The 25,532-nt window shown below is 40.5% G+C and carries 17 protein-coding genes and 1 pseudogene; all 18 read left to right on the forward strand.

The genetic code is table 11. The features are described 5' to 3' along the window. The first annotated feature begins 27 nt into the window (after positions 1–27). A complete protein-coding gene (locus tag H4J41_RS06435; RefSeq protein WP_182137023.1) occupies positions 28–1,146 on the forward strand; it encodes a 4-phosphoerythronate dehydrogenase in 1,119 nt (372 codons plus the stop codon). Between the two features lie 23 nt (positions 1,147–1,169). Beyond that, positions 1,170–2,195 carry an aspartate-semialdehyde dehydrogenase gene (locus H4J41_RS06440; RefSeq protein ID WP_182137022.1) on the forward strand — a complete coding sequence of 342 codons (1,026 nt, stop codon included), beginning with the start codon at positions 1,170–1,172 and terminating at the stop codon, positions 2,193–2,195. 447 nt (positions 2,196–2,642) lie between these two features. Beyond that, a complete protein-coding gene (locus H4J41_RS06445) occupies positions 2,643–6,638 on the forward strand; it encodes a FimV/HubP family polar landmark protein (RefSeq protein ID WP_182137021.1) in 3,996 nt (1,331 codons plus the stop codon). 310 nt (positions 6,639–6,948) lie between these two features. Further along, positions 6,949–7,221: pseudogene (locus H4J41_RS17590) on the forward strand (transposase); the annotation flags it as partial. A gap of 248 nt (positions 7,222–7,469) precedes the next feature. Beyond that, positions 7,470–10,247 carry a hypothetical protein gene (locus H4J41_RS06450; protein ID WP_182137020.1) on the forward strand — a complete coding sequence of 926 codons (2,778 nt, stop codon included), beginning with the start codon at positions 7,470–7,472 and terminating at the stop codon, positions 10,245–10,247. 151 nt (positions 10,248–10,398) lie between these two features. Continuing rightward, positions 10,399–13,107 (forward strand): TonB-dependent receptor domain-containing protein, encoded by a 2,709-nt coding sequence (locus tag H4J41_RS06455; protein WP_182137019.1) that lies wholly within the window; start codon positions 10,399–10,401, stop codon positions 13,105–13,107. A 302-nt stretch (positions 13,108–13,409) separates the two neighbouring features. Next, positions 13,410–14,288: a DUF3450 domain-containing protein gene (locus tag H4J41_RS06460; protein WP_182137018.1), complete on the forward strand. Its 879-nt coding sequence runs from the start codon at positions 13,410–13,412 to the stop codon at positions 14,286–14,288. After that, positions 14,275–15,648 carry a MotA/TolQ/ExbB proton channel family protein gene (locus H4J41_RS06465; protein ID WP_182137017.1) on the forward strand — a complete coding sequence of 458 codons (1,374 nt, stop codon included), beginning with the start codon at positions 14,275–14,277 and terminating at the stop codon, positions 15,646–15,648. The genes H4J41_RS06460 and H4J41_RS06465 overlap by 14 nt, the downstream gene beginning before the upstream one ends. A gap of 2 nt (positions 15,649–15,650) precedes the next feature. After that, positions 15,651–16,181, forward strand: a complete 531-nt coding sequence (locus H4J41_RS06470; RefSeq protein WP_182137016.1) for a MotA/TolQ/ExbB proton channel family protein — start codon at positions 15,651–15,653, stop codon at positions 16,179–16,181. Between the two features lie 87 nt (positions 16,182–16,268). Next, positions 16,269–16,682, forward strand: coding sequence for a biopolymer transporter ExbD (locus H4J41_RS06475; protein WP_182137015.1), 414 nt, complete (start codon positions 16,269–16,271; stop codon positions 16,680–16,682). Positions 16,683–16,684: 2 nt separating this feature from the next. Then, complete coding sequence (locus H4J41_RS06480) at positions 16,685–17,308, forward strand: energy transducer TonB (RefSeq protein ID WP_182137014.1); 624 nt, start codon at positions 16,685–16,687, stop codon at positions 17,306–17,308. A 96-nt stretch (positions 17,309–17,404) separates the two neighbouring features. Then, on the forward strand, positions 17,405–18,715 hold the full coding sequence (locus H4J41_RS06485; protein WP_182137013.1) for a lipopolysaccharide assembly protein LapB: 1,311 nt from the start codon (positions 17,405–17,407) through the stop codon (positions 18,713–18,715). Positions 18,716–19,580: 865 nt separating this feature from the next. Then, positions 19,581–20,363 (forward strand): tRNA pseudouridine(38-40) synthase TruA, encoded by a 783-nt coding sequence (gene truA, locus H4J41_RS06490; protein WP_182137012.1) that lies wholly within the window; start codon positions 19,581–19,583, stop codon positions 20,361–20,363. A gap of 146 nt (positions 20,364–20,509) precedes the next feature. Further along, positions 20,510–21,367: an acetyl-CoA carboxylase, carboxyltransferase subunit beta gene (gene accD, locus H4J41_RS06495; protein ID WP_182137011.1), complete on the forward strand. Its 858-nt coding sequence runs from the start codon at positions 20,510–20,512 to the stop codon at positions 21,365–21,367. Positions 21,368–21,377: 10 nt separating this feature from the next. Beyond that, entirely contained in the window at positions 21,378–22,652 is a 1,275-nt protein-coding gene (gene folC / locus H4J41_RS06500) for a bifunctional tetrahydrofolate synthase/dihydrofolate synthase (RefSeq protein WP_182137010.1), read from the forward strand. A gap of 18 nt (positions 22,653–22,670) precedes the next feature. After that, the gene (locus tag H4J41_RS06505) at positions 22,671–23,303 is read left to right on the forward strand and encodes an SPOR domain-containing protein (RefSeq protein WP_182137009.1); all 633 of its coding nucleotides are present in this window, start codon (positions 22,671–22,673) and stop codon (positions 23,301–23,303) included. 71 nt (positions 23,304–23,374) lie between these two features. Next, positions 23,375–23,857 (forward strand): CvpA family protein, encoded by a 483-nt coding sequence (locus tag H4J41_RS06510; protein ID WP_182137008.1) that lies wholly within the window; start codon positions 23,375–23,377, stop codon positions 23,855–23,857. A gap of 32 nt (positions 23,858–23,889) precedes the next feature. Further along, entirely contained in the window at positions 23,890–25,407 is a 1,518-nt protein-coding gene (gene purF / locus H4J41_RS06515; RefSeq protein ID WP_182137007.1) for an amidophosphoribosyltransferase, read from the forward strand. Positions 25,408–25,532: the final 125 nt, after the last annotated feature.

A 25,532-nucleotide genomic window follows, 5' to 3' on the forward strand; every position in this document is an offset into this window, starting at 1 on the left:
GACTTTCTGATGAATTGGAAACGCTAAATGAATATTTTTTATGATGAAAATATGCCGTTTGCGGCGGATTTTTTTGCTGATTTAGGCGTGTTAACAGCATTTTCTGGCCGCGATTTGTCGGCAGCTGATATTAGTGATGCTGACGTGTTATTAGTGCGTTCAATCACTAAAGTCAATGAAGCCTTGTTGCAAAATAATAAAACCTTAAGTTTTGTCGGTACTGCAACCATTGGCGTTGATCATATAGATCAAGACTATTTAGCCGATCGAGCGGTTAACTTTTGTTCTGCACCGGGTTGCAATGCCGTCTCTGTCGCTGAATATGTTCTGAGTGCCTTAGTCGTATTAGCAGAGCGATATTTAATAACCTTATCAGGGTTAACCGTCGGCATTGTTGGCGCAGGTAATACTGGCTCAAGGTTAAGTGAGAAGTTATCGGCTTTAAATATTAAGCATGTTTTATGTGATCCTATACTGGCTGAAAATTCAGTGGATAAACGAAATTTTGTTACCCTTGAGCAAGCGTTAAGTTGCGACGTGGTTTCGCTACACGTGCCCTTAACTCGCACCGGTCCGAATTCGACTTATCATTTATTGGATGCCGGCCGATTAGCTCAATTTAAAGCTAATCAAATACTGATTAATGCTTGTCGGGGTGAAGTTATCGACAATGCTGCTTTATTGAAAATCAAGCAGCAAGGACATACGTTAAAGCTGGTATTAGATGTGTGGGAAAATGAACCCAATATATTATCCGCTTTAATCGCGTATTGTGACATTACCACCGCGCATATTGCTGGTTATAGCTTAGAAGGAAAAGCGCGTGGCACAGAAATTCTCTATCAGGCATTATGCCGACAGCTAGATATTTTGCCAAATAAGCAGCTTACTGACTTTTTACCGATATCGGCAATTGGCACTATTGAAATTAAACAAGAATTTGATGAAATACTGTTAAACCAGCTAGTAAAAATGGTATACGATGTTAGGCGTGACGATGCAATTTTTCGTCAACAAATTAATATTCAAGGATTTGACCATATTCGTAAAACTTACCCGACTCGCCGGGAGTTTTCGTCAATAACTGTCAACTTGAATAACGCGTCGAGTTTAGATGTGCCACATCAGCTTGGCTTTAATAAATAAACTGGATAAAAAGAGAGAGGAACATGGCACAGAAATTTGATGTTTGCGTACTAGGAGCAACGGGTTTAGTTGGTAAAACAATTATTGAAATACTAGAACAGCGCGACTTTCCCATTAATAAGCTTTACCCATTAGCGAGCGCTCGTTCAGCGGGTGAATTTATTGACTTTAAGGGTGAAAGTATTGAAGTTTTAGATGCCGACAATTTTGATTGGAGCCAAGCACAAATTGGTTTCTTCTCAGCTGGCGGTGAAATATCGGCAAAGTATGCGCCAATAGCGGCTAATGATGGCTGTATTGTTATCGATAATACCTCTGAGTTTCGCTATGACGCTGATATTCCATTAGTTGTACCGGAAGTTAATCCACAAGCATTAGCTGAATACCGTAACCGCAATATTATTGCTAACCCGAATTGTTCAACCATTCAAATGATGGTGGCATTAAAGCCTATCTACGATGCCGTAGGTATTTCACGGGTTAATGTTTGTACTTATCAGTCAGTTTCTGGTGGTGGTAAAGCGGCTATGGACGAGTTAGCTAAGCAAACTGCAGACTTATTGTGTGGCAAGCCGGTCGAGCCGAAAAATTTCTCTCGTCAAATTGCTTTTAATGTTATTCCACAAATTGATGTATTTCTTGAAAATGGTTATACCAAAGAAGAAATGAAGATGGTTTGGGAAACCCAGAAAATATTGGGCGATGACAGTGTAATGGTTAACCCAACAGCTGTGCGTGTACCGGTATTTTTTGGTCACGGTGAATCACTGCATATTGAAACTAACTCACCTATTTCTGCTGAAGAAGTTAAAGAGTTACTGAGCAAAGCACCAGGTATAGTGGTTTGTCACAAAGATGAAGACTTTCCAACGCAAATTACTGATGCTAGCGGTAAAGATGAAACTTTTGTTGGTCGCATTCGTGAAGACATTAGCCACAACAGTGGTATTAATATGTGGATAGTTGCCGATAACGTACGTAAGGGCGCCGCAACGAACAGCGTTCAAATTGCTGAGTTATTAATTAAAGAGCACCTTAGCGAGTATTAAACGCTAAGTAATAGCTTTACTAAAGAAACTTGAAAACCCGTCGTTATCATAAACGTCGGGTTTTTTGTTTTTATAGTCACTATACCGATTTGATTAAATAAGTGATGACCTTTTCATCAGGAAAAATAGCTAAATACCAGGCATAAAATTTAGTCAGCACTTATTGACCTTATAAATTTTATAACGCCGTATTTTTTCATTTTAAGCCTTAAAAATGAACAGGTAGTCAATCAACCTGATATTACAACTTGGTATTATTTAACTTTTATTAAATTAACGATAAGATAAGTATTGTCGCGTTAATTTGATAATATAGTGAAAATTAGTGAGCATTTATCCAATTATCTAGCAGCAATGATTAAGAACTGGAATGATTTTTGCTCTAAAACCTCATAGCTTGGTCCCGTCATTGTATTGGCGCATAATTATTATAAATAGGAAATTTTAATGCAAACATTGTTACGCCTGTGCCTATGGCAGGTACTTATTATTAGCATTAGCTGTTTTAGTCTACCTATTTCTGCTGACGATGGTATACGTATTCGTGGCCCACAATCGACAGATGCTTTTCCTTATGACCGTTATGGCCCGATTGTAGGCAAAGATACTTTATGGAATATTGCGCTGCAAGTGCGGCCAGACTCGGGTTTGTCTGTTTATCAAGTGATGCAAGCACTGTATGAAAATAATCCTGACTCTTTTAAAGATAAAAATTTAAATCACATGATCAATGGTCAGTATTTAAAAATCCCCTCAATTGCAGCAATGAGAGCCATTAACCCTGAAGGCGCACAACAAAAATCAGTTAGTGATGATAAAGCTTGGCAAAAGAAAGTGCTCAAAATAGCCCCTAACAAAGTGCGGCCGTCAGAAGAAACCTCGGTGAATAAAAAAGACTTAGATGATGCTAAATCAGAAATCAATGTGCAGTTACAGGCGATAGACAGTTCTCAACAGCAAAGATTCGCCACCATTCAGAATGATGTTTTAGATTCAATCGATGGCTTACAAAGTCTACTAAAAGAGAATGAAGCATTACGTCAACGCCTTACCAGCTTTACTGACCAACTGGGCGTTATGCAGAACGAAGTAGCTAAAAGCAAAGAAATAAAAGTGCAGATGGACGATATGATCTCACTACAACAAGCCTTACTGGCAAAAGCTGAAGCTAGAGAGCAAGCTTTATTATTAGAAAAACAAAAAGCTGATCTCGAAGAAGGTAGCTTGATGTCAAGCACATGGTTTGTTGTGTTAATGGCAACCTTACCTGCCATATTAGTGTTGTCATTTTTAGCTTTTTTATACCGACGTAAAGCTAGTAGCGAAAATGTTGTGCCTACAAAGAAAGAAAAAATCGTTGAACCGACAACTAAGCCGACAACCAAACCGATAAATGAACCAGAGTCTACAAGTGTAGACGATGAATTAGCGCTTGATGAACTTTCACTCGACGATGAATTATCAATGGATTTATCAGAGAATGATGAAGGTGATAATGATTTATTTTCCGATGACTTAGATGATTTAGACGAGCTCGAAGATATTTCTTTAGACAATGACTCGGAAACTATTTCTTTAGATGATGACATTGTTGAAGGTGAAGCCTTAGAAGGTGGTCAGTTAGACCAAGGCGACTTAGACTCCTTGTTTGCAGGATTAGAAGACGAACCGAGTACGGACGATGATACAAAGCTTGATTCAGACCAAATTGATCAAAGTGAATTAGATAGTCTATTGGCTGAGAGTGCTGAAAGTACGAAAAGTGAGTCAACAGCAAGTGACAACTCTGAAACCCTGAACGAGCCAGAAGATGTTGACGCTTTGTTGGATACCGCCAGTGAAGATATAAGTGAAGTATCAGCCCCTGAAAATACGCCACCAGAAGCGACAAGTGAAGTATCAAGCACTGATGACACTGATACATTAGAAGACTCGATAAATGATCAAAGTGATACGTCAGCAGCCAATAACCAAAAAGCGGAAGATACTGCACCAGAAGAGACTGATGACGTATCAGTCCCCGATGATATTGATGCACCGGTAGACTCGGTAAATGATCAAAGTGATACGTCAGCAGCCAATAACCAAAAAGTGGAAGATACTGCAGCAGAAGAGACTAATGACCTATCAGCCCCCGATGATATTGATGCACCGGTAGACTCGGTAAATGATCAAAGTGATACGTCAGCAGCCAATAACCCAAAAGTTGAAGATACTGCAGCAGAAGAGACTAATGACCTATCAGCCCCCGATGATATTGATGCACCGGTAGACTCGGTAAATGATCAAAGTGATACGTCAGCAGCCAATAACCAAAAAGCGGAAGATACTGCAGCAGAAGAGACTAATGACCTATCAGCCCCCGAAGATATTGATGCATTGGTAGACTCGATAAATGATCAAAGTGATACGTCAGCAGCCAATAACCCAAAAGTTGAAGATACTGCAGCAGAAGAGACTAATGACCTATCAGGCCCCGATGATATTGATGCACTGCTAGACTCGATAAATGATCAAAGTAACACTTTACCAGTCAATGACCAAAAAGTTGAAGAAGATAACTTAGCCGCGAAGACAAGTGAAGTATCAGACCCTGATGATATTGATGCTTTGTTAGACGCAATAAATGACACAGACGAAGAAGCGAACAGTGAAGTATCAGATCCTGATGATATTGATGCCTTATTAGATTCAATAAATGACACAGACGAAGAAGCGAGCAGTGAAGTATCAGACCCTGATGATATTGATGCTTTGTTAGACGCAATAAATGACACGGGCGAAGAAGCGAGCAGTGAAGTATCAGACCCTGATGATATTGATGCTTTGTTAGACGCAATAAATGACACGGGTGAAGAAGCGAGCAGTGAAGTCTCAGATCCTGATGATATTGATGCCTTATTAGATTCAATAAATGACACAGACGAAGAAGCGAGCAGTGAAGTATCAGATCCTGATGATATCGATGCTTTGTTAGACGCAATAAATGACACGGGCGAAGAAGCGAGCAGTGAAGTATCAGATCCTGATGATATCGATGCTTTGTTAGACGCAATAAATGACACGGGCGAAGAAGCGAGCAGTGAAGTATCAGATCCTGATGATATCGATGCCTTATTAGATTCAATAAATGACACGGGCGAAGAAGCTAGCAGTGAAGTATCAGACCCGGATGATATTGATGCTTTATTAGACGCAATAAATAACACGGGTGAAGAAGCTAGCAGTGAAGTATCAGACCCTGATGCAACTGCAACAACAAGTAATCCGGCTACAGCATTAGCAAGTGAGAATATCAGTAACGACGATATTGCTACTTCAGCGCCATCGGATAATGAAAATATAGCACTGATTAATAATTTTACTGATGAATATGTACAATCATTTTTAGGTACAGACTTTAGTGAACAATCGAATGAGAGTGTTGACGAAGCAGAGGTTGTTGAGCCGCAAAAAAACACAATCACAGAGAGTAAAACTGAAAACTCAACGGCTAACAACGAAGAAATTTCAGATGATTTTGATTTCGATATTGACACTCTTATTGATGAAGTCAACCAAACGCCTGAAGCGAGTGACGCACCATTAGATATTGGTGATGATATTCTTGATACTACATTATTTGATAAAGAGTTTGATAAAGAATTTGATAGCGATTCAGATAGCGAATTGGCAAGTGATTTGCTCAGTGAAAATACTGAAAATAAAGCGGCAGAGCAAGCTAGCAGCGCTACTGATGAAGAAGACTTACCAGCATCATCTGGCGACTTCGACGAATCAACTTTAGCCAATTTGCTCAATGATGAAAAAGATAGTGATGATATGGTGGAATTATCACCAGATTTTACTGATAGCAATGTCTTAGCTGATTTACTCTCTGGTCATGATGACACTGCACCGAGCGCTGCTAAAAACACTACAAAGAGCAACGCTGAAGAAGTTAATGGTATGAAAGAGCTTGATAACTTAGATTTTGATGACTTATTGGCCAATATTGAAGAAGAAAGTAGTCAACCTGCCAGTGATATTGGTAATGATGATTTTGACATCGGTGATGACTTTGACATAGGTGATGACCTAGAGACAGTTGAGGAAGATATAGCGCCAACAAAAGATAATTCGGATAACAAAACTGCAGATAAAGATTTTATTTCTGTAGATTCTTTGTTATTTAATAGTCTATCAGATGGTGAGCCAAGTGAACCTTATGAAAAAATGAATATTGATGTCGGTTTGAGTGAATTTCCTGAGTTTTCAGGTGATCTCACCGAAGACGATATTGATGATGACAATGGTATTGCGGCAAAATTAGATTTGGCTAAGGTGTATCTTGAGATTGGTGATGACGATAACGCCGAAGTGATTTTACTCGATGTTATTAAACAGGGCGATGTACAACAACAATTTGATGCACAGCAACTATTAGACAACCTAAAAGACTAACTAAGCTGTAGTATTTTAGCTTGGGTAAAAAGGCTGCAACTTGCAGCCTTTTTTGATCCTTTTATCGACAGAGCCATTGCATCAATAACAGGCATATAGCCGTTTAAACTCTTACCTTAAAGCTCATTAGGAAACTCTAATCATAGCGCCAATTGATAAACTATATGAATGTACACAGCAGAGCAACGTGAGCGTCCGGAAAACTGCACATTTTCCTCGTTAATTTTTCATTCTAAAGTTACTCCCAGTTAGCTCATTGGAACAACTTATGTATCGTAAAACTTTTGATGACTGGAAAAACCAATAGCATAAACTTATTCGCTTCGTTGAAGATGGCAATCTATCAATTGATAATAACCGTGCCTAACGTGCGGTAAAACCCTTTGTGATAGGTAGAAAAAAATTGCTTGTTCTCAAATACCGCTAATGGCGAAAAAGCCAGTGGGATGTTGTATTCCATAATAGAAACAGCCAAAGCGAACGACTTAATTTTCTTTGACTATATGCACATTAATTTGAGCAACTAAGTCAAAAACCTATTGATATTAATCCACTGATACCCTGGAATGTAAAACTTGGCTAGGTGTCGATTGCCAGACGCTCACCATTAAGTGACCAATAAATTGGTTCAATTACTGTAGCAGCTCCTGTTGAGCTATCTTTTTCCGTTCAGTTAGCCGCTATTTATTCGCTTTCCTCTTTGACAGTTACATTGCTGTCACATTAAGTACACAAAAATAACGCATTGCTGTCATTTATCAACCGTACGATAACGAAAATAATTTATTCACTATTACATTTTTTCAACTACTTTCTACGGAGCAGAGCTAAATGCACATAAAAAACCTATTCAAAATAAGTACCATTGCAGGCGCGCTAATATTAACCGGTTGCGGCGGAGATATTAATTTATCATCCGATGTTGATAATTCTGCTGGAGACAATGTTATCAATAATCCTGCTCCAAGCACCCCTATTAATGTGGCTTTACCTGGCAAAACTAACTCTGCCTTGAGTGGTCAAGTTTCTCAAGTAATTGGTTTTGATGTTAACGTACAAACCTTAGATGGTGAAATTAGCGAAGATATGACGCTTGTTGCCTCTACTAATGGTGCACCGGTTTTTTATGCGATTAGCGGTCCGTTAGAAGTGAAAGCGGGTGCAACCTTAAGTATCGAGCCAGGGGTAGTATTATTTGGTCAATCAGGTGGTGATTATTTAGTTGTTCATCGCGACGCAAAAATTGATGCCAGCGGCACAAGTACAAAACCTATTATATTTACCTCACTGCAAGATGTTATCGGTGAAACGACAGCAGCTGGTCAATGGGGTGGTCTAGTGCTGTTAGGTAGTGCACCAACAAACAAATGTCCCACTGATGACAGCGCGTGTTCATTGCAAGTTGAAGGCGCTAAAGAAGGAGCGGTATTTGGTGGTACTGACTGGGAAGATAATTCAGGTATATTGAAATATGTGGTCGTAAAATATGCTGGCTTTGAAATAGCCCCTGATAACGAATTAAACGGTATCACCTTTGGTGGTGTTGGTTCAGGTACCACGGTTGATTACGTGCAAGTGCACTCAAACGCGGATGATGGTGTTGAATTTTTCGGCGGTGCAGTGCAAATTAAACATTTAGTGCTAACTGCTAACCAAGACGATAGTATCGACTGGGACAATGGTTTTCGGGGTAAAATTCAGTTTGCTTATATTGAACAAGACAAAAATTCAGGCCCAGGCAATCGCGGCATTGAAGCAGACAATAATGGTTCAAATCCTAGTATCGAACCACAATCTAATCCAACCTTATCAAATTTAACCATTATTGGTAATAATTTCAAAGGCACAGCTAACGACTCTGAAGGTATATATTTACGCGAAGGCACAGCAGCAAAAATATTCAATACTGTTGTTACTGGCCCAAGCGAAATGGGTGAATGTTTAGAATTTGAAGGTGGCAGCACCTCATCGGTAACTGTTGATAATGCCAATAGCGCCAAAATAGTCATGCAAAACGTGGTAATGGCTTGTAGCAACGGTGAAAACTTTAAAAACTCAAAAGCAGCTGACGGTTCAGTGCTGTTAGACCTTGAAGCTTGGTTCTTGGCTGAGTCTTCAAACAGTATCAGTACATCTATATTGTTAGATGAAAGCGGTCAGCCTGATAGCAATTCACCCTTAGTGGGTACGGGTCAAAATGTAGCAAACACCCAAGACGGCTTTTTTGACTCAGTGGATTATATTGGCGCAATATCAAGCACTAATGATTGGCGTCAAGGTTGGGCATTTGGCTTTGGTGGTGGCGTAGTTACCGCCGCAGCACTTGTACAAGGTTGCCCAACAGGTACTACCGCCATTTCTCCTATCGACGGTGTCACGACCACCTGTCAACTCACAGGTCACCTTACTGCAGATTTAACCTTAACGGCTAAAAATGTTTACGCATTAAATGGTCCAGTATTTGTGGGGAACGACAAAGCGGATTCTGCGGTATTAACCATAGAAGCAGGAACTACTATTTATGGCCGTTCAGGTGCTGACTATTTAGTAGTTAGCCGTGATTCAAAAATTCAAGCTAACGGCAGTCAAAGCAAGCCCATCACCTTCACTTCAAGTGAAGATCTTAAAGGAGAAGCTACATCAGCGGGGCAATGGGGCGGTTTAGTCTTGTTAGGTAATGCCCAATCCAATAAGTGTCCTACCGATGGCAGTGCTTGTTCATTACAAGTGGAAGGCGCTGAAGAAGGTGCTGTATTTGGTGGCAGCGATGACAGCGATAGTTCGGGAACTTTGCGTTATGTAGTGGTTAATCATGCGGGTTTTGAAATTGCGCCAGATAACGAATTGAACGGTATCACCTTTGGTGGTGTTGGCTCAGGCACAACGGTTGAATACGTGCAAGTTAACGACAACGCTGACGATGGTGTTGAGTTCTTTGGTGGCACAGTCAATGCGAAATACTTAGTATTAACCTCAAACCAAGATGATGCTTTGGATTGGGATAATGGTTTTCGCGGTAATCTGCAATATGTCTTGGTAAAAGCAAATCCGGACAATGGCCCAGCAAATCGTGGTATTGAAGCGGATAACGACGGTTCAAATCCAAGTAGGCTGCCACAGTCTAATCCAACGATCGCCAACATGACTATTATCGGCAATAACTTTAAAGGTACGTCAAGTGACTCTGAAGGAGTTTATTTACGCGAAGGCACTAAAGCTCAGCTTTTTAACTTTGTGGTAACTGGCACAGCAGATATGGGTGAGTGCTTTGAAATTGAAGGTGGCAATACCTCTTCAGTGACAGTTGACCAAGCGGTTGCTGGCGAAACAGTGATTGCTAACTCAGTATTTGCCTGTAGCGAGAATTTCAAAAATGCAAAAGAGGCCGATGGTTCAGTGTTATTAAACACCAGTGATTGGGTATTAAACAGTAATCTTGATAACAGTACCGCCGCTAGTATGACCGATGTGGTTAACGGTATCTTCACAACAGATACTACAACGGCTAAAGACTTTACCGGTCATGCGTTCTTCAATAATGCCACCCATATAGGTGCGGTTACTGCTGACAACGATTGGACTCAAGGATGGACTGTAGGTTTAGAATAAGTTGTTAATAATCTAAACATTGCCGCCAACATACGTGTTGGCGGCAACATTAATTAGGGCATTTGTTATTACCTTTAATGCCTCGTTAACTCACAGTTTGCGAATAAGCAGCTTTTCCTATTGATGGACAGCCATTCATATGAGGTTAAAAATGAAAACTAAATCAAACCGTTTCTCTTTATCACACATTGCACTTGGCGTGCTAAGCAGTTTGATCGCTTTGCATGCCTCTGGGCAAGAAACAACCGAGCAAGTGGTTACATCCGACACTGAAGTTAGCGACCAAGTGACTAACAATGCGCTCGAAAACGCCGCCATTGAAGAAGTCGTTGTTAAAGCCAGTCGCTTAAAAGGAACTGCCAGCGCGGTCATTGCAGAGCGAAAAAATCAGGCGTTTATTGCTGATATTTTAGGGGCAGAGCAAATATCAAGAACGGGTGACAGTGATGCCGCCGCGGCGCTTAGACGTGTTACCGGTTTAACGCTAGTTGATGGGAAATTTATTTACGTACGTGGTTTGGGTGAGCGTTACTCCAGCACCCAGCTAAACGGTGCCGCTGTGCCTAGTCCAGATCCCACTAGAACTATTATCCCATTGGATTTGTTTCCTGCACTTATCATAGAGACTTTATCGGTACAAAAATCTTACTCGCCGTCTATGCCGGCCCATTTTGGTGGCGGTAATGTTGATATTCGCTTAAAAACTATTCCCAAGAACTTTATCTTTAGTTTGGCGGGAAATTTTGGTGGAAATACTGACAACATTGGCGAAGGCTTTGGTTATCAAGGCGGAGGTAACGACTGGCGTGGCAAAGATGATGGTACTCGCGCAGCACCTGCAGCATTAAAGAAATTATGGAACAATTACAATTCACTCAATGGTCTTTCGCAAGAGAAAAATCGCCAAATTGCCGCCGATCTTAACCGTGACTACGACCCAGTAGACGATAAAGTGGCCCCTGATTTTGGTGTTGATGCGACCTTGGGTGACACTTTTACCTATAATGATTTTCGCTTAGGATATTTGGCCGCCTTGTCTTATGACAATCAATGGCAAGTATCTAAACAATATGAAGGGCAAGACTTTACCAATCAAGGTGATGGTATCTGGTCATTAGTGCGCGGTTTCGATAAAGTGGATGCCACCGAGCATTCAGTTAAATTTTCAGGTATGTTCAATTTTGGCATTGAATATAACTATAATCACCGCCTTGATTTTAGCTCATTAGTGTTGCGTGATACTCGCGATGAAATAAAAGACAAATTCGGTAATACCAATAACGTATTATTAAGTGATGGCTTGCGGGTACGCGATACCGAAGTGAATTATGAAGAGCGCCAAATGTTGGCTAATCAGGTGCGCGGTACTCACAACTTCCCCGCGTTGTGGAACATAGGGCTGGACTGGAAATACTCAAATGCCCGTTCGAATCGCTATGCACCAGGTAATATTTCCACCCGTTATATTCTGTCAGATGTTAACGAAGATGGTCTGTTTGATGTCGGCAATGAAAGTTCACTGCGCAAAGCTACCACAGCCTCTCGATACAGCTTTCAAAATCTGAATGACAAAGTTGAAAATTATGGTTTTAACCTCTCGTTGCCGCTTAGCTTCAAACAATTAGAAGTTGAGTTAAAAGCGGGTGCTGATTTTGTTGAAAAATCACGTGATGCGCTTGCCCGCAGAGTTGACGTAAATACGCTGGCGTTCGATGCACTTGATTTAACGGGTAGCCAACTGAACAGTATTTTGACCGATGAGGTCATACTCAATCAACCACTGCGAGGCAATGAGCAAATTATTCGCGATACTTCGGTGGCTGGTGATGATTATTATTCCGCACAGTTAGTGGATGCTTATTATGTTGAAGCTGATTTTTTCTTCAATAATCGCTGGCGAATTAGTGGTGGCGTGCGTTGGGAAGATTTCCGCCAAGTGGTGGCACCGTTAGACCCAGCGACTGGAAAATTTGATCTACCTTTACAACCGACCACAGCCGACTTAGAGAAACTTGCTTTTGCTGAAGAAGGTTTTTATCCGGCACTGGCATTGACCTATATTCCTGATACTGAAATGCAATATCGTTTTTCTTACGGTGAAACTACCGTGCGTCCTGATATTCGTGAAGTGGCTCCGGCCACTTATCTTGACCCACTGACTGGTTTCCCTATCGGTGGTACGCCTAGTGTCACTAGTACTGAGGTGAAAAACTACGATTTGCGTTGGGAATGGTATTTAAGTAGCGGTGAAAACCTGTCAGTTGGTCTGTTTTATAAAGATATGATCGACCCCATAGAGGCGGTGCAATCACCCTCTCAAGATGGTCCACCATTGATCCGAATCGCTAATGCGGAAAAGGGCGAAGTGTACGGGATTGAAATGGAATTTTTGAAAGACTTTAATTTCATCGGGCAGTGGGCTGAAAGTTTCTTCTTATCGGGTAACCTGACCTTAAGTGATTCTGAAATCACCATAGACACTCAAAAAGTGGTGGAGCAAACGGGCGTTTCAACTACCGTCACTAACCCAATTAGACGAATGACAGGCCATTCTAAATACGTGGTCAATTTGAATTTGGGTTACGACGCGCCTAACGGTAACCATTCGGCGACTTTAGCGTATAACGTTTCTGGTGCACGCATTATCATTCCAGGTATTGATGAAAAAGATGATGCTTATGAGCAACCATTCCATTCGTTGGACTTTATTTACACTTATTATCCAACGTATGCCTCAACGGTTAAGTTCAAAGTTAAGAACCTGTTAGACAAACAAAAAGAAATTACTTTTGAAAATACCTTGTTACGCAGCGAGTCTCGGGGTGTCGGGGTAGACTTGTCGTTAAAATGGGATTTCTAATGTAAGCGTCATGCTTGTCTTTAATTCATAAGGTCACTTCGGTGGCCTTTTTTTATGCGGGTAAGTTAAGTGTGTAAATTATAGCTGGAACTTACGGGCGCAATTGTTTTTCTGATTTGTTTGTTCTAACTATAAGAAAAAAATCATATTTTTGTTATTTAACAGAGATGAAATATTACTGCAACCTGAATGTCACAATGGGTAAGTAAGCTGCGCCTCATAGTAATAACGGTAAACAAACATATCCACACTAGGTGATTGTCTACCACTTTTAGCATTAACCGCAATAAGTAGGTTTTATTATGAAAACATCCCTAAAGGCGAAAATTAACTTGCTTATTAGTTTAAGTACACTGGTTTGTTCGTTATTTGTTAGTCAAGTTAATGCCCAGAGCGCTGAACTTACTGACGTTGTTAAAGCAGGTAAACAGCTCAACAAAACGGCGAGTCAGTCACAACAACAGATCAATAAGTTAAGTGATAAGACCTTGAGTAAATTACAGCAATTTAAAACTGTTAATAAGGAAATTCAGGGGTTAAATATTTACAACCAACAAATGCAAAGCCAGACCTCGAATCAACTGATTGAATTACAGCAAATTGCTCAGTCGATGAATCAGGTAAGTATTATCGAACGTCAGGTTTCACCCTTGATGTCGCGAATGATCTCTACTTTGGTTGAGTTTGTAAAATTAGATGTGCCATTTTTACCGATAGAGCGCAGTGAACGTATCGCGAGTTTAAATACCATGCTTAATCGCGCCGATGTTTCTGTATCTGAAAAATTTCGTCGAGTGTTAGCAGCCTATCAGGTGGAAGTGGATTACGGTCGCACTATCGAAGCCTATTCAGGTTTACTTGAGGTTGAAGGGAGTGAGCGCGACGTCGATTTTTTGCGCATTGGCCGGATAAGTTTGGTGTATCAAACGCGTGATGGTAATCACTTAGGGCGTTGGGACCAGACAAGTCAAAGCTGGCAAACACTGCCGAGTGATTACCGTTTGGGTGTTAACAAAGCGCTGCGCATTGCGCGCAAACAACTTGCCCCTGACTTGGTCTTAGTCCCATTACTTGTTAATAGCAGGGCCAATAACATAGCCAAGAGCACCTCAGCAAACCAAAACAGTGTGAATGAGTCGCCAACCGATAGGAATATAGGAACATATAATGAAGCGAATTAAAAAACCATTTTCTTGCCTAGTATTGGCATTAAGCACCCTGTTGGCAATGGCAAATACTGTTTTTGCAAAGCCAGCATCTGATTTAGATGATTTGTTGGCTCAAGTAGCAGCTGGACAAATTGCTCAAAATTCACAAAACAAAGCACGAGAAGCTCAGTTTAAGGCAAAGTTTAGCGAACAAGACCAATTACTGGTGCAGGCAAGTAAACAGCGTGATGAGCAAATTGATTTAAGTAACCAGCTTGAGCAAAACTTTCAAAACAACGAGCTTGCTTTGGCTGATCAAAGCGACGCCCTCAATAAAAGCCTAGGCGAATTAAAAGAATTGTTTGGGGTATTACAGCAAGTAGCGGGTGATACCAGGAGTAAGTTTGAAACCTCGGTAATTTCAGCAGAGTTTGAAGACCGTGGTGAATTCTTAGATGAGTTTGCGCAAAGCATGGGCTCAACATCGAAACTTGCATCGATTGAAGAAATTGAACGTTTATGGTTTGAATTACAACGTGAAATGACTGAAAGCGGTAAAGTTCAGCAATTTACCCGCGAAGTTGTTATAGCTAATGGTAAAAAAGTAAACCAAGAAATTACCCGTGTCGGTGGTTTTAACTTGATAGCCGATGGTAAATATCTTGAATATATTGATGAAACTGGCACGGTAGCCGAACTTATCAGACAACCCTCTGAGCGCTTTTTAACCACCACAACAGCCTTAAGTAACAGTGACGGTGATGTGGTGCCATTTGCGCTTGACCCCACTGGCGGCTCAATATTAGGTTTATTAGTACAGGCACCTGACATGCAAGAACGTATCGAACAGGGTGGTGCTATCGGTTACGTGATTTTAGGTCTTGGTTTGATTGGTTTGTTGATTGCTATACAACGTTTTATTAGTCTTTTTCTTACTGGCGCTAAAGTCAATCGCCAACTTAAATCTGATCAGGCATCAAGTGATAATCCGCTTGGCCGCGTGATGCTGGTTCGAGAACAAAATCCAACGGCGGATACTGAAACCCTCGAGCTAAAACTTTCTGAGTCAATACTGCGTGAAGTGCCAAAACTATCCAGTAAATTAACCTTAATAAAAATTATCTCAGTGGTTGCGCCACTAATAGGTTTATTGGGCACAGTGACTGGGATGATAAATACTTTCCAAGCCATCACTTTGTTTGGTACCGGCGATCCTAAATTGATGGCAGGCGGCATTTCACAGGCACTAGTTACCACAGTGTTAGGTCTAGTAGTTGCTATTCCTATGGTATTTATCTTTGCGCTATTAAACTCTCGTAGCCGCAACATTATCAATGTGTTGCAACTGCAAAGTGCTGGAATAATTGCCGAACGTGCGGAAAAAGGAGCGTAAACATGATTTGGTTCATGGAAATGATGAACGCAATCAGTGAATTTATGGACACTGGCGGTCTGGTGTTGACTGTGATTGCTTGGGTTATTTGTTTGATGTGGTTATTCATTTTTGAACGTTTTGCCTTTGTATATTTTGGCTATAAAGAGACCAAAAAAAAGTTACAAGCAAATTGGCAAGGGCGCAGTGAGCAAAAATCCTGGCACGCAGAACAAATTCGAACTGCGTTGATATCTCGCGGCTCAGCCGCGTTAAACAATAATTTGGTTCTGATCCAAAGCTTAGTGGTGATTTGTCCCTTATTAGGTCTGCTTGGTACGGTAACCGGTATGATTGAAGTGTTTGATGTTATGTCTATTTCAGGCAGCGGTAATGCGCGTTCCATGGCCTCTGGGGTGTCGCGTGCCACTATCCCAACAATGGCCGGCATGGTGGGTTCATTATCTGGGGTATTCGCGGTCACATGGCTGAAAAGTTATGCCAAGCGTGAAAGCCAATTGCTTGAAGATAGTATGGTAATAAGCACTAGATAATTCGTTAACTAGGTGTTGGAACCACATGTTGGCAGAGCATGTTGGCACAACAAGAGTGACTCACGAAAACAACATTTGAGAAATATTATGCGTTCACAATTAGCAAAATTACAACAAAATACCGATGAAAACGTAGAAATTGACATGACACCTATGCTGGATGTGGTGTTTATCTTACTGATCTTTTTTATTGTTACTGCTTCATTCGTTAAAGAAGCGGGCATTGAGGTAAATCGTCCTGAAGCCGCTACGGCAGTAAAAAAAGAGCGCGCTAATATTTTAGTGGCCATCAGCGATAAAGGTGAAATATGGATCAACAAACGTCACGTTGATGTCCGTTCGGTACAAGCTAACATTGAGCGCTTAAAAGCTGAAAACCCGCAAGGTACTGTGGTTATTCAAGCGGATAAAAAAGCCACGACAGACGTATTAATTAAAGTCATGGACTCTGCTCGCGCTGCGGGTGTTTATGACGTTTCCATTGCTGCGCAAGAGGGCTAATCATGGTTTCGTACACTGGTCGTTACGGTATCGCTTTGCTGTTCGCTGTTGTTATGACCTTTTTATTACTTTGGGGTATGCAAGCGCTTATCGTGGGTGGTAATAAAGCCATGACCGAAGCGCCACGAGGTCATGTTCTTGATTTTATTCGCTTAAAAAAAGATGAACAGGTGCTAAAGAAAGAGCGTAAACCACAAAAACCCGCCAAGCCGAAAGAACCACCACCACCACCTATGGTTGTACCACAAATGCAGCAAAATAATCCCAATAGCGAAACGTTAAGCACCAGCTTTGCTGCTGACATTCAAATTGATGCAGGATTAAGCGGGGGCTTAAGTTTAGACAGCGGTGACGGCGATTATTTACCAATTGTTAAAGTGGCCCCGATTTATCCAAGGCGCGCACAGGCTAGGGGCATAGCGGGTTACGTTATTGTTGAATTTACCGTCACTAAAAATGGCTCGGTTAAAGACCCTGTGGTCGTAGAAGCAAATCCTGAAAGTTTATTTGACCGCGCTGCAATGGATGCGGTATTGAAGTTTAAATACAAACCTAGAGTCGTTGATGGTGAGGCGATGGCGGTGGCCGGCGTGCAAAACAAAATCACTTTTCAAATTGACGATTAACGCCGTGATATAAAATGTAAGTTTAAAAACCGTAGCTTTAAAATCGGTAAGCTTAAGATCAAGCTAAAGATAATGATTAACTTAGGATAAATACTCATGAATAAAACACCCTTATTGCTATTAAGTCTTGGCTTGTTATATTTTGCTCCGGTACTGGTAAATATCACCGGGTTTATCGATATTGGCATAGCTCAAGCGGCGGATTCAACGCCTGAAACAAGGCAATCTAAAATAGTGCCAGCCATGCGAGATCGGGTTTACAGCCAGCTAGCACGAGCACAAAAACAGGCCGATGAAGGTGATAAAATTGGCGGCTTTGCGATTTTAGATGAAGTTAAAGCCCGCCTTGATAGCTTAAATTCGTATGAACGTGCCATGCTCTGGAACTTTTACGGTTTTATGCACTATGGTAATGACGATACCGAATTAGCTATGACTAGCTTTGAAAAGGTGGTGCGTGAAGAAGGGATCCCCGACAGTCTTTATTTATCCACTTTGTATTCACTGGCACAGTTGGCAATGCAGCAAAATAATTATCCCAAAGCTTTGGCTTATCTCAAGCAATGGCAAAGTGTTAATAAAAAAGCGTTAACGCCAGGTCAAGATTTACTCTTTGCTCAGATTTTTTACCAAGACAAGCAATATGAAGCCAGTATTAGCCATATTGACAGCGCCATAGCACAGGCTTTAGCTAAAAATGATCTACCCGCAGAAAATTGGCTGATATTGCAACGCGCTGCGTATTTTGAATTAAAACAACCAAAGCAAGTCACTAAGGTAATGGAACAACTGGTACGTTATTACAATAAAGCTGAATATTGGCCACAACTAGCAGCTATGTACGGAGAAATTGGTGAAGAAGCTAAGCAGTTAGCGGTCATGGAAGCGGCTTGGCAAAATGACTTTATTACCAAACCCAATGATATTATTTCTTTAGTACAGTTATATCTTTATCATAACGTACCCTACAAGGCGGCCAACTTGTTACATGAAGCCATTGACAAGGGGCAAGTGAGTGCAAAAGAAAAATATTTTAATTTGTTAGCACAAGCTTACCTAATGGCGAAAGAAGATAATAAAGCGATCCCGGTATTGCAACAAGCGGCCAGCATTGCTGAAACTGGTGTTTTTGATGCGCAATTAGCGCAAGCTTATTTAAATACTGAGCATTGGCAACTTGCGCAAGATGCCGCAAAAAAAGCCATAGCTCGCGGCGGCCTGTCCTCAACGGGCACTATGTATTTAGTGGTGGGTATGGCGCAATTTAATTTAAAAAAATATGATCAGGCGCTAACTTCTTTAACCCAAGCTATTAGTTATGCTGAAACGACCAAAGTGGCAAAACAATGGTTTACTTACGTTGAAAAAGAGCAGATTCAGCAAAACCGCTTAGCTATGTTGAATTAAAGCGTTAAACTAAAACGTTGAACTAAAACGTTGAACTAAAGCGTTAAAATAATATCCCGGAAAGCAGCATAAATGCCGTTAGGCGATGAGCAAGTGAGTGCTATGAGAAGAGATAAACTATGTAATTGGCACCCTAGTAAGGCGTAGTTTCAAGGATAACGGGTAACTATTGATCTAATACAAGCTGTCTATTGATGAGAAAAATAAATACCTAAAGGCTCCTTATACGGCTGTTTTTTGTTTATTTTTATTTTAATAATCAAAATTATAACCATTTATCGTCAGTGTCCGGCGACCTGCACATTTCCCTCGTTAACCTTTCCTTCTAAAGTTACTTCCAGCTAATTCATTGGAGCAACTTATGTCTTGTAAAAATTTTGATGATTGGAAAACTTCTTGATGAACAAATAGCTAGCGGCTTATCTGTGCTCCAGTTTTGTCATCAACATCAATTAAAGCTAAAATATTTTTACTCCCGTTAATCTATGATTTGTAAGGCGGCAGACAACAAGGGTTTTATTCAAGCACATGTCATTACCAAGCAAGCCACATTGTCTTGAGCAACTAAGTCAAAACCCTACTGATATTGCTCCACTGGTACCTTGGAATGTAAAATTTGGCTAGGTGTTGTTTACTAGACGCTCACGTTAAAATGAAAAACTATGGCGTTATAAAATTTATAAGGTGAATAACTACTGATTAAATTTCATGTCTGGTATTTATCCATTTTTCTGCATGAAAAAGGTGCTCACTTAATTCATCAAATGAGTATAATTCATTATTTTATTGGTCATTAGCCAATAGTCACTTGGTAATAATCAGTAAAATAATAGATAATGTCGTGATCTTAGCAGTGGAGGATAAAATGCGTTACGCTTTAGGCATAGAATACGATGGTAGCAACTACTACGGTTGGCAAAGACAAAAGAATGTTATTAGTGTGCAGGAGTCATTAGAAAAGGCTTTATCAAAAATAGCAAATGAACCCATTGAGGTAGTATGTGCAGGCCGAACCGATACTGGGGTCAACGCGACTAATCAGGTCATTCATTTTGAAACTGATAAAGTCCGTAAAGATGTTGCTTGGACACTAGGCGTTAATACTAACCTACCAAAAGATATTGCGGTATCTTGGGTGAAAGAGGTTAATGATGACTTTCATGCGCGCTTTAGTGCAACGGCTAGACGGTATCGTTATATTATTAATAACAATCGGTTACGGTCAGCGATTTTAAGTTCAGGTATTAGCTTTTGTCATTTTCCACTTAATGAAAATTTAATGCATCAAGCCGCACAATATTTGGTGGGTCAACACGATTTTACGTCGTTTAGAACCGTGCATTGTCAATCACATTCTCCAACCCGTACCTTGCATCATTGTAATGTTTCTCGCCAAGGTGAGTTTATTATTATTGATGTTAAAGGTAATGCGTTTTTACACCATATGGTGAGAAATATTGCCGGTAGTTTGATGAAAGTAGGTCAGGAACTAAAACCAGTGAGTTGGCTCAAAGAAGTATTAGAAGCAAAAAATCGTTGTGTTGCTGGTATTACAGCACCATCGGCTGGACTATACTTTGTTGATGTTGATTACCCAGAGGAGTTTGGCATTCCAAAGCGCAACCCAGGACCCTTGTTTTTACTATAATCAAATATTAGAAGTAAACAGACCAGTTTTTCCTATAATTATATAGGTGTTCTATGGTTTAATTCATAGTATTAGCAAAAATTTTATATTTAGTGGTTGTATTTTAAACAATTATTAGATCTTTCGTGTATAGGCAAAAATATATTATGAGCTGGATTGAAAAGATTCTCCCAAAAGCAAAGTCGACACAAAAAAGAAATATTCCAGAAGGTGTTTGGAGTAAGTGTACTAGCTGTAACGCGGTTCTATATAAAATTGAGTTAGACCGACAGATGTCGGTTTGTCCAAAGTGTGATCATCACATGCGAATTTCTGCACGTAAACGCATTGACGGTTTTCTTGACCAAGGCGAGCGAGTCGAGCTAGGTGAAGAATTTGAAGCACAAGATATTCTCAAGTTTAAAGACTCAAAACGCTATAAAGATCGTCTTTCAGCGGCGAAAAAAAGTACCGGTGAAAAAGATGCCTTGGTGGTAATGAGAGGTGAATTACATGGGCAACCTATTGTTGTTGCTGCATTTGAATTCGGCTTTTTAGGTGGCTCAATGGCGTCTGTTGTTGGAGCGCGTTTTGTTAAAGGTGTTGAGTACTGTTTAGCAAATAATGTACCTTTTGTTTGTTTTTCTGCTAGTGGCGGTGCGCGTATGCAAGAAGCATTGTTTTCATTAATGCAAATGGCAAAAACCAGTGCCGCTTTAGCAAAAATGAGTGAAAAAGGTCTCCCTTACATCTCAGTATTAACCGATCCAACTATGGGTGGTGTTTCAGCAAGTTTGGCGATGCTAGGTGATATTAACGTGGCTGAACCCAAAGCATTGATTGGTTTTGCCGGCCCGCGCGTTATTGAACAGACGGTACGTGAAAAACTACCTGAAGGTTTTCAGCGCAGTGAGTTCTTAAAAGAGAAAGGCGCGATTGACATCATTGTTGACCGCCGTGAAATGCGCAGTACTTTAGCAAGAATGCTTGCTAAGTTTATGGGACAAGATAGCCCAGCAGCCTAACGGTAAACTCATGTCAAAAATGACTCAAAGCCATTCACAAAGAAAAAATCTTACTGAATGGCTTTCTTATTTAGAAAGCATTCACTCAGTCGAAATAGAGCTTGGCTTAAAGCGTATTACCGCTGTGGCGAAAAATCTTAACATTGCTTTTCCTAAGTCAACGGTGATCACCGTTGCCGGCACTAATGGCAAGGGCACTACCTGTGCTTTTCTAGAAAATGCGTTTTTAGCACAAAACTTAACTTGTTCAGTTTACTCTTCACCTCATATTGAGCGCTTTAATGAGCGTTTGCGCCTTAATCGCTGTGAAGTGAGTGACAAGGCACTCGTGAGTGCTTTTGAAACTATAGAAAGCGCCCGTGGCGATATTAGCCTAACCTACTACGAATACACTACATTAGCGGCTTTGTTGGTTTTAATGGCCGAACAGCCCGAGGTTATTATTCTTGAAGTTGGCTTAGGTGGACGTTTAGATGCTACTAACATGATCGACGCCGATATTGCCGTCATTACCACTATTGATTTAGATCACCAAGCATTTTTGGGTAACACGCGAGAAGCTATTGGTTTCGAAAAAGCGGGCATAATGCGGGCAAATAAAGTGGTGGTAGTGGGTGATACTAATCCACCTAGCTCATTAATCACTCACGCCAAGGATATTGGTGCTATAACGTATTCTCGCGAGCAAAAATTTACTGTTGAACAAGGCGATAATAACACTTGGCATTGGCGCAGTAGTCACCAGGTTTTTTCAGCACTGACACCTTGCCAAATACCCCAAGACAACGTGGCAACAGCGATTATGGTGTTAAGTGTTTTAGCGGATAAACTCAGTTTATCGTTAGATAGTGCCTTTATCAATCAGGTTATTACTCAAACAAAAGTCGCGGGGAGAATGGAGAAATTCATTCTTGATTGTGATGTTATTTTAGACGTTGGTCATAATCCACAAGCGGCGCGATATTTAGCAGCACAATTGCAGCAGTTAAACTATCCTAAGGTTCATGCTGTGCTAGGCATGTTGGCAGATAAAGATATCACCAACACCATAGCACCACTATTGCCAGAAGTTGCGCATTGGTATATAGGTACGCTTGATATTAACAGAGGCTGTGAAGCAAAAAAAATCCTTGAAGCTACAGAAATAGACCCTGCTAAGGTGAATTGTTTTGACAATGTCTCTCAGGCATTTAAAATGGCTAAAAAGAATGCAAAAGCAACTGATCTTATTCTGGTTTTCGGATCTTTCTATACGGTTGCTGAAATAAGACGTTTGTTAGTTTAGCCATGCTTGGAGTCTAATTTGTCTACACCATTTCAAAATCGTTTAGTGGGTACCATTATTGTTGCAGCTATCGCCATCATATTCTTACCTGATGTACTTGATGGTGACAAAAAAACTTACCAAGATAACTTTGAGGCCATTCCAAGCACACCTCAGGTAGACTTTTTGCAAGCCAAAAAAAGCTTTCCAGAAGAAAAACTGGCTAATTTACCCGTAGAGTCTATTTCTGATGAGCTTGCCCTGGACGAGCAAAGTGTTATCGACTCAGCAAAAGCCCTTAAGGAAAAAGGTGTTACCGTCTCTACTTTATCCAAAGAGCCTGATTTTTCAGCTGTGCCGGCAGTCGCGTCAGCAAAAACTTCTGTGACTGAAACCATAAAAAAAGTACCTAGCAAAGCAATACCTCAACAGGCGTGGGTCATTCAATTGGGCAGTTTTCGTCATCAAAATAATGTTGATGACTTACTCAGTAAATTACAAAAAGCCGGCTACACCGCCTTTACTAAGCCTATTAAAACTAAAAATGGTAATTTGACCAAGGTGTGTATTGGACCTGAATTGATCAAGTCATCCTTGGAAGCACAGTTACCGGCATTGAAAAAGTTGACTAATGTGCAAGGTAAAGTGGCTCGCTTTTATCCAGCTAAATAATAAAATTAATAGTAAATCCTAGTCGCCTTCTGATAGAATGCGCGCCTCTAATCAATGAGAATATTCGATTTATGGTTTGGATAGATTATACCATTTTGGCTGTCATTGGCATTTCAGCTTTAATTAGCTTAGTGCGTGGCTTTGTCAAAGAAGCGGTTTCATTAATTGTCTGGATCAGTGCCTTTTTTGTCGCTAGCAGCTTCTATGTCAACTTGTCGACCCAACTCACCAATATTTCTGATCAACTGCTGCGTAACGCCGCCTCGATTACCATTTTATTTATCTCCACCTTAATTTTAGGTGCGCTTATTAATTACATCATTGGTCAACTTGTTAGCAAAACCGGTTTGTCTGGTACCGATAGGGTATTGGGTATCGTGTTCGGGGCGTTAAGAGGTGTATTAATTATAGCTGCGGTATTATTTTTTATGGATGCGTTTACGCCCGCGTCATCTAGAGCATGGTGGCAGAATTCACAATTAGTTCCAGAATTTACATTAATAGTTGAATGGTTTTTTGAGTATCTCAAACAATCATCAAGTTTTTTAGCTTAGTATTTAAACTTAGTTCGTCGGAGAAAAAATTCATGTGTGGTATTGTTGGTATTGTTGGTAAAACACCCGTTGTTACAGCTTTATATGATGGCTTAACGGTATTACAGCATCGTGGCCAAGACGCAGCAGGTATCGTGACTATTCACGATGATACCTTTAGATTGCGAAAAGGTAACGGTTTGGTGAAAGATGTTTTTCATACCCGCCATATGTTACGTCTGCAAGGTAATATGGGTATTGGTCATATTCGTTATCCAACGGCAGGAACATCAAGTTCATCAGAAGCGCAGCCATTTTATGCCAACTCACCTTTTGGTATTTCTCTAGCGCATAACGGCAATTTAACTAATGCCGAAGAGTTAAAGTTATGGCTTAACAGAGAAGCCCGTCGTCATGTCAATACGACATCTGACTCCGAATTATTATTAAATATTTTAGGTCACGAACTACAAAACTCAGAGCAACATACGTTAGACCCAAGTGATATTTTTAAAGCCGTAAGCAATGTTCACAAACGTGTACGTGGTGCCTATGCTACGGTTGCTTTGATTATTGGTTACGGTATGGTGGCATTTCGTGATCCTAATGGTATTCGTCCCTTGGTATTTGGTAAGCGCGAAACATCATCAGGTGTTGAATATATGGTGGCGTCTGAATCGGTAGCACTTGATGCTAACGAATTTGAGTTTGTGCGTGATGTTGCTCCTGGAGAAGCGATATTCTTTACTGAATCGGGTGAAATTCATAGCCAACAATGTGCTGAAAATCCATCATTTCATCCCTGTATTTTTGAATACGTCTATTTTGCTCGTCCTGACTCATCTATCGACAAAATTTCAGTTTACGGTTCTCGTGTTGAAATGGGTAAAAAGCTGGGTGATAAAATTGCCAAAGAATGGGACGACATCGATATTGACGTTGTTATTCCTATTCCAGAAACCTCTTGTGATACCGCATTAGAGATTGCCCGTCACCTTAATATTCCATATCGCCAAGGTTTTGTTAAAAATCGTTATATTGGCCGTACTTTTATTATGCCGGGACAAGAGCTGCGTAAAAAATCAGTACGTCGCAAGCTTAATGCTATTGGTACAGAGTTTTTAGGCAAAAATGTTTTGTTAGTTGATGACTCTATCGTACGTGGCACAACGTCAGGACAAATTATTGAGATGGCTCGTGCCGCCGGTGCTAAAAAAGTGTATTTTGCTTCAGCTGCACCAGAGATTCGTTTCCCTAATGTTTACGGCATTGACATGCCAAGTGCTAATGAGTTAATTGCTCATGGTCGCGAACTAGACGATATCTGCGAGCTTATCGGTGCAGATAAACTGATTTTTCAAACACTAGAAGATTTGGTTGCGGCTGTTTCAATACAAAATCCAGATATTACTGAATTTGAAACCTCAGTTTTTAATGGCGAATATGTTACTAAGGACATAGATCAAAGCTATTTAGACCGATTAGACGCTTTGCGCAATAACGACACTAAAGAAACCTCTGATAAAAATGCTGACTCAATTATTGATATGCATAATGAAGGTTCAGAATAATTACCTAAATTTTAAATACTAAATCTTTGATATTAAAAAACCGCTAATTAAGCGGTTTTTTTATGTTCAAGAAAAAGGGTATGTCGTGATCACATAGCTGTGAACGCACGACGATGTTTATTTTG

The sequence above is a fragment of the Colwellia sp. MB3u-45 genome (assembly GCF_014077005.1).
Classification (GTDB): domain Bacteria; phylum Pseudomonadota; class Gammaproteobacteria; order Enterobacterales; family Alteromonadaceae; genus Cognaticolwellia.